The sequence below is a fragment of the Parachlamydiales bacterium genome, from assembly GCA_041671045.1.
Lineage (GTDB): Bacteria > Chlamydiota > Chlamydiia > Chlamydiales > JABDDJ01 > JABDDJ01.
The window spans coordinates 157,084-164,471 of sequence record JBAZCF010000007.1; the positions used below are offsets into that span (position 1 = coordinate 157,084).

Here is a 7,388-nt window from a genome sequence, read left to right on the forward strand (position 1 = left end):
ATATGCAAAGTTTGTCCTATACTAGGACATGATTCGCTTCGCAAATGCTATTGCAAAGCAGCCCTTCCTGCAGCCAGCCGTGCTACAGGTACTCGATAAGGAGAACATGAAACATAATCTAATCCCAGCTTATGGAAGAATTCTACGGAATGGGGGTCTCCGCCATGCTCTCCGCATATACCGAGATGAAGGTTAGGGTTGGTGCTCTTACCCTTCTGAATAGCAATTTTCATCAGCTCCCCTACTCCTTCCTGATCCAGCTCTTGAAAAGGGTCTGCAGGCAATAACTTAAAGATTCCTTTACTGCCGTCAGGGTTGGGCACTCCACTGACATAGGAGGGTACAAATTTGGCACTGTCATCCCGACTTATCCCGAAAGTTGTCTGAGTAAGGTCATTTGTTCCAAAACTGAAAAATGCAGCTTTTAATGCTATCTTATCCGCAATAATACAAGCACGCGGCAGCTCTATCATCGTCCCGATAGTAAAACCGATAGAGACGCCTTTCTGTTTAAATACTTCCTTAGCAGTATTTTCTATAATCATTCGTTGGTGTTCCAGCTCTGCGATTGTTCCTACTAACGGGACCATGATTTCAGGAAAGACTTCTTTGCCACTTTTATGCACTTCGATCGCTGCCTCGAAAACTGCCCTCGCTTGCATTTCGGTCAATTCCGGATAGGTAATTCCCAGCCTGCAGCCCCTGTGTCCTAACATAGGGTTAACTTCTTGAAGTGTATCGCGAATATGCGACAGCTCATCAGGGTTAATATTCATCAGCTGGGCGAGAGCGTTTAGCTCGTCAAAATTGTGAGGCATAAATTCGTGAAGCGGCGGGTCAAGCAAGCGGATCGTCACAGGAAGCCCTTCCATAGCCTTAAAAATACCTATGAAATCATTTTTCTGGTGGGGAAGAAGCTTGCTTATTGCCGCTTTTCTTTCTTCATAACGCGTGCTGAAGAACATACAGCGCACATCATTCAGGCGTTCCATATCCATAAACATATGTTCTGTGCGGCAAAGCCCTATTCCTTGAGCGCCAAAAGAACGTGCAACAGCACTATCATAAGGTGTATCGGCATTGGCACGAACTTCCAACTTCTTGTATTTGTCAGCAATTTTCATAAGTATTTCATATTCTTGAAAAAGGAGGCTCTCTTCCGGTGATTTGGTGCGTGTTATCAGTACCTGCACAATTTCGGAAGGGCTTGTTGTCAATTCACAGAAGTAGACTTCACCCGTCATCCCATCGATGGAGATGGGGTCGCCTTCTTTGATGGTTTTCTCTCCGCAAGAAAGGGTCTGAGCCCGCTCATTTAGATGTAAAGCTGCACAGCCTACGACACAAGGTTTTCCCATCCCCCGTGCTACCACAGCAGCGTGGCTGGTAGCGCCTCCGCGCAAGGTCAAAATCCCCTGCGCTGCGACCATTCCGGGGAAATCATCCGGGGAAGCTTCTTCCCTGACTAAGATCGTATGGATACCTTTTTTGGCATATTCTGTAGCCCGTTGGCTTGTGAAGACAGCCTTACCCGACGCCGCACCTGGACCGGCATTCAGTCCTTTGGCCACAAGAAAGTTTGCTGCTTGGCTCTTGGCACGTGCATCAAAAACCGGTGCTAGAAGCTGTGTAATCTGATTAGGCTGCACGCGTAGCAGTGCCGTTTTATCATCGATCAATCCTTCTTTCATCATTTCTACAGCCATCCGCACTGCTGCAAAGCCCGTCCTTTTGCCCGTACGTGTTTGCAGCATATAAAGTTTGCCATCGTCAATAGTAAACTCAATATCCTGCATATCGCGGTAGTGCCGTTCTAGCTTAAGGACATTCTCATGCAGTTCCTTATAGACCTTAGGCATGGCTTCTTCCAAGCTGATCAGCTCCGATCCGCTTGTCTGTTTCTGGTAAGTATTGATAGGCTGGGGTGTGCGTGTTCCCGCAACAACCTCTTCGCCTTGGGCATTCGAAAGAAACTCGCCGTAAAATAATGCCATTCCACTCGCAGGATCGCGTGTAAAGGCTACTCCAGTCGCAGAATTGTCATTCTTATTACCGAATACCATCGTTTGGACGTTCACTGCGGTGCCCCAATCATCAGGAATTCTATTCAGATGGCGGTAGAGAATGGCTCGCTCGCTATCCCAGCTATTGAAGACTGCTGCAATGGCCCCATATAGCTGTTCATAGGCATCTTGGGGGAAAGGAGTAATACTGTATTCATCATGAACCTGCTTAAAGACAACACATATACGCTTTAGATTTTCAACGCTAAGTTCATTATCTAAATGGACTCCCTGCTGTTGCTTGATCACCCTGAAGGCATCTTCGAAATGTCTTCGGCTGACTCCATGTACAATTTCGGAATACATCATGATCAAACGGCGGTAGCAATCATACGCTAATCGAGGATTGCCGGTCAGGGCTGCATACCCTTCCACCGATTTGTCATTAAGCCCTAAATTCAAGATCGTATCCATCATCCCAGGCATGGAAACCCGGGCGCCCGACCGAACAGAGACTAAAAAGGGATGCTGCTGGTCGCCAAATTTCGAATTTTGTTTTTTTTCGAGAATCTCCATGGCTGCATGGATCTCATCTTTCATCTCTGGAGTAAGTTTACGTCCATTTTTTAAAAACGCAAAACAAGCTTCTGTAGATAAAATAAATCCAGGAGGGACAGGCAGGCCAATAGAAGCCATTTCTGCAAGGCCTTTGCCCTTTCCCCCCAATAGCGCGGAATCTAACGGCGGTGTAGTGATGCCTGCTCCAAAGGGATAAACAAAGGCATGTTTGATTGCAGTTTGGGCGGTTGTAGCCATAAAGCCTCTCTCTGTAATGAAAGACCCATGTCAACATAAAGAAACTGTGGGGTCAAGGATAAAATCAGTAATATATTTTTTAATTTGAATTCTAGAGAGTGGTTACTATTGGTATATCGATATTGCGTGAATTCCTTCCATTTAAATAAATATTAATAATACAATTTAAATTAATTTACCACTACTTAACTAGTTACAATAAACTTATAGATAAATTTATTATCGCTTTAAAGTACTGCTTCAGCAAGATAATGAAAAAGGTATGTCTAATTGCAAGGAACTTATCCTTGTGGTTCTACATATCTTATTATTAACAATCTTCTTACGTTTACTCACTGCGAAGCAGTATTGCCACGAAGAGGTGGCAGATAAGATTGGGCTAGAATGGCTCACAGGTGTCGCCACTTTTGTGGCTCAATTGTTTGCTGAATTTTACCATGCGTTCTTCGCTTCGCTCATTCACACATGGCTAACATCATGTAGCCACTTCGTGGCAAAATACTGCTTCGCAGTTACTTATGAATAATGGTGAGGAATCCTTAAAATTATTGCGTCCATTTATCCTTGTGGTTCTACATAACTTTTTATTGACAATCTTCTTACATTTACTCACTGCGAAGCAGTATTGCCACGAAGAGGTGGCAGATAAGATTGGGCTAGAATGGCTCACAGGTGTCGCCACCCCGTGGCAAAATACTACTTCGCAGTTACTTATGAATAATGGTGAGTAATCCTTGAAATTATTGCGTCCACTTATCCTTGTGGTTCTACATATCTTATTATTGACAATCTTCTTACATTTACTCACTGCGAAGCAGTATTGCCACGAAGTGGCGGCAGATTTAAGATTGGGCTAGAATGGCTCACAGGTGTCGCCACTTCGTGGCAAAATACTGCTTCGCAGTTACTTATGAATAATGGTGAGTAATCCTTGAAATTATTGCGTCCACTTATCCTTGTGGTTCTACATAACTTTTTATTGACAATCTTCTTACATTTACTCACTGCGAAGCAGTATTTTGCCACGAAGTGGCTACATGATGTTAGCCATGTGTGAATGAGCGAAGCGAAGAACGCATGGAAATGGTATCCCCTAGAATCAAGCCACGAAGTGGCGGCAGATTTAAGATTGGGCTAGAATGGCTCACAGGTGTCGCCACTTCGTGGCAAAATACTGCTTCGCAACTATGAAAGAGGGATGTTTGTTTTCGAAATGGTCTTGCGAATAGGGGTAATCTTACCACCTATTTCTCTAAGAAATTCCCCACCATTAAATCTGATGGATAGTAAATTTCGATTCGCACTAAAGATCTTTTTAATCTGCGTGGTTCCATCGGGAAGAAGAAGCAACCATCGATGATTTCCATCCAAATTAATGTGCGTCAAATTCTTCATTTTGTGAACATTCTGGATTATTTCCATTAAAAAAAGAGTAGGCATTTGGTTGTCACTTAGATCTAACTCTGTGAGATGAGTCAGTTTACTAATCGCTTTTGAAACATCCTTCCAATTATTAATATCATAGGGAAAGATGTTAGTGATAAGACCTTTGATTATAAGTTTTTGAAGCTTTGGTAATATCTGAAGTGAATTTATTAATTCCAAAAGCTGCTCTACTCTTAAATTGCTGTAGGATATATCCATAGAAGCCAAATTCTTTAGAAGATGCAGATTCTTAATAAATGATTTTGTATCTCCAGCAAAAAACACAAAAGCCATTTGTAAATGCTTTAATAACGGAATTTCATAAAAATGATCTGCGATTCTATTGTTGAATGTAGGAGTGTCAGGCGCAGCGGTGGGGAACGGCTTACAAACCTCCAACACTTCTAATTGAGGTAAATAGGGCAAGACGTTTACAAGTCTTTCATATGTAGAATGAGCAAAATTCCCTGTAAATTTTATTTCACGTATTTTTAAAAGCTCTTTTACAATTGTTTCTGGAATCAAATTCAGCTCATGCATTCCGCCTACTAAAGAATGATTTGTTAACTCTATAACTTCTAAATGCTCTAATTCTAAAAAAGAATCCATTCCACCTTTTAGACTGTGTATGGGGTCCAACTGAATACATATCCGTCGCAAATTTTTAAGTTTCCCTATAGCAGCCATAAAGTCAGCTTCTATCTGCGAACTTAATATTTCAATATCACCTCTTGGATCTTCTTCCAATGAGGTTGCCGTCTTGCGATAATGGATAGATAAGCTTTTCAGTCCCTTTAATCCACCTAGAACATTCGTTAATTTTCTGATTGCAGCCTCCCCTGATCCAGTTTCATATTTAATTTCTAAAGTATGCATGTTGGGTAGGTCTTTAATTTTATCTACTATAGAAGCGCATCTATCTAAGTTAATCATATCGAGAACGAGATGTTCTAGATTTTTAAATTTCGAAATATGTTCTTGAACAACCCCTGCATTAAAGCCTGAGCCTAATTTAAGCGTTCTAAGCGATGGAGCATTTAAATAACTCACAAAGGACATCCAGAAAATGGAAAAATACCCCTTAGAAATATACCTGCTTTGTGTCAGGTCTAACTCCTCTAAGCAGAGGAATTTCGACCATTCTTGCGCTAGATCTCTATGAAAACGATCTATAACCACCCTTCCCGCTCTATCCAGTTTTACAAAAGTTACTAAAGGATGATTACGCACCTCTTTTAATGCATCATCTATGAGCCTGTCTTCTATTAAGCACGTTTGAAGACTTAAGCCCTTAAGATCAGGAAAACTAACAGGTAACGATTTAAGTAAGCCAAACTGAATTCTGCAATTTTCTAGCTCAATATAATCTATTTGTTTAAAGACACTAAGCAATTCCACAAGTTGCTGATTACTCTGAAGATTATGGATGTCGTTGAGCTTAAAACACTTTAATTTATCATGGTTTCGTCCTAGGAAAGCCACAAGCTGTGTGTGTGTCAAACATAATGAGGATAAATCGAGTTTACGAGCATTCAGACGTTTGACAATTTCTGTTTCAGCAAGAGTCCTTAATGTTCTATCTGTTGCCTGTGCATTTAACAGCGCTCGATCAGGTAAAAACTGAACAATTCTTTCCAACATATCTAGCGGGAGCTGTTCAAACTTTAGGTTAGGTCTACGGCTTACTATTTCAAAATGATCCGCTCTCTCTACAATGTCCAAATGAAGGATCTTGATTTCGTCTTTCTCAACGTATTCATTGAATAGTGCTTCTACAACTAACTTTGGAACTCCCTTTAAATGTTTGATCAGCTCCGAGCTTATTTTTTTGGAATCTGCGACTTTAGGGGAATTCAGCGCCTCTTCCCATTTAGGAAAATCAAATTGATCCTTATCCAGCGTGATCAAGACCTGTTCATTTTCATTTTCAAAATCGCTGGGAAGTCCAAGAATAATAGTATCTCTTTCCAAAATCTGTGGAACGATCACTTGATCGTAGATACTTCGCAATGTAGCTTTGATTTGTTCCGGTAAAACATGCTGAGACACAGCATAGAACTGTTGTTTAACTGCAATCTTTTCTTCAGGACTCCAAGAGCTTGAGACTTCTTCTAATTGCTGATTGACATCGAAGAGATAAAGCAAATGCCTTCTTATCTCTGCAAATCTTTCTGCAGTAAAATCAGGATTTTCAAATAGACTTGCATATTTGGATTCAAGACCGTGCTTGGCTAAGATTGATTTTGCAGTATTAAGATATTCTACTTTAAAGGCTTGGATAGTGCTTTTCACTTGCTCAACATAGTAATTCTCCAAAAAGGAAAACAATGCGAATTGAGATAAAAAGCGAGCCACGCGGAATGTTAAAGAGAGGCTTTCTAAACGTTGGCCTATGTCTTTGTAATCCAAGGAAAACGTGTCTGTTGTTTCCGCCCAAGCAGCTGCTTCATATTTACTACCGATAATATCAAAATTTAATGGGCTTACCACTTTGCTAACTCTAATTAAGGAATGATCAAGAATTATAACATGCTATTAATTAATTTTAATTATAATTTAATAAAGCAATAATACACTTTATCGTCACTTACCTACAATAGTAACTCTATAAATAATTTATTCTGCTTTAAAGTACTGCTCAGCAAGACTGACTGCGAAGCAATATTTTGCCACGAAGTGGCGGCAGATTTAAGATGGGGCTAGAATAGCTCACAGGTGTCGCCACTTTTGTGGCTCAATTTTTTGCTGAATTTTACCATGCGTTTATTCGCTTCGCTCATTCACACATGGCTAACATCATGTAGCCACTTCGTGGCAAAATACTGCTTCGCAGTTACTTATGAATAATGGTGAGTAATCCTTGAAATTATTGCGTCCACTTATCCTTGTGGTTCTACATAACTTTTTATTGACAATCTTCTTACATACTCACTGCGAAGCAGTATTGCCACGAAGAGGTGGCAGATTTAAGATTGGGCTAGAATGGCTCACAGGTGTCGCCACTTTGTGGCAAAATACTGCTTCGCAGTTACTTATGAATAATGGTGAGTAATCCTTGAAATTATTGCGTCCACTTATCCTTGTGGTTCTACATATCTTATTATTGACAATCTTCTTACATTTACTCACTGCGAAGCAGTATTG

3 protein-coding genes are annotated in these 7,388 nt (G+C 40.8%); 1 reads left to right on the forward strand and 2 read right to left on the reverse strand.

Annotated elements, in window-relative coordinates; translation table 11 throughout:
- Window positions 1–47: 47 nt before the first annotated feature.
- Entirely contained in the window at window positions 48–2,819 is a 2,772-nt protein-coding gene (ppdK, locus tag WC222_08780; protein MFA6916477.1) for a pyruvate, phosphate dikinase, read from the reverse strand.
- Between the two features lie 262 nt (window positions 2,820–3,081).
- Between ppdK and WC222_08785 the strand changes: the two genes are divergently transcribed.
- Window positions 3,082–3,345, forward strand: coding sequence for a hypothetical protein (locus tag WC222_08785; GenBank protein ID MFA6916478.1), 264 nt, complete (start codon window positions 3,082–3,084; stop codon window positions 3,343–3,345).
- Window positions 3,346–4,004: 659 nt separating this feature from the next.
- On the opposite strand, the gene WC222_08790 is transcribed toward WC222_08785, so the two are convergent.
- Window positions 4,005–6,734, reverse strand: a complete 2,730-nt coding sequence (locus WC222_08790) for a hypothetical protein (protein ID MFA6916479.1) — start codon at window positions 6,732–6,734, stop codon at window positions 4,005–4,007.
- Window positions 6,735–7,388: the final 654 nt, after the last annotated feature.

Bases quoted from the DNA above. Each gene is read 5' to 3' on its own strand.
- ppdK (MFA6916477.1), bottom strand. From the start codon at position 2,819: ATGGCTACAACCGCCCAAACTGCAATCAAACATGCCTTTGTTTATCCC.
- WC222_08785 (MFA6916478.1), top strand. From the start codon at position 3,082: ATGTCTAATTGCAAGGAACTTATCCTTGTGGTTCTACATATCTTATTA.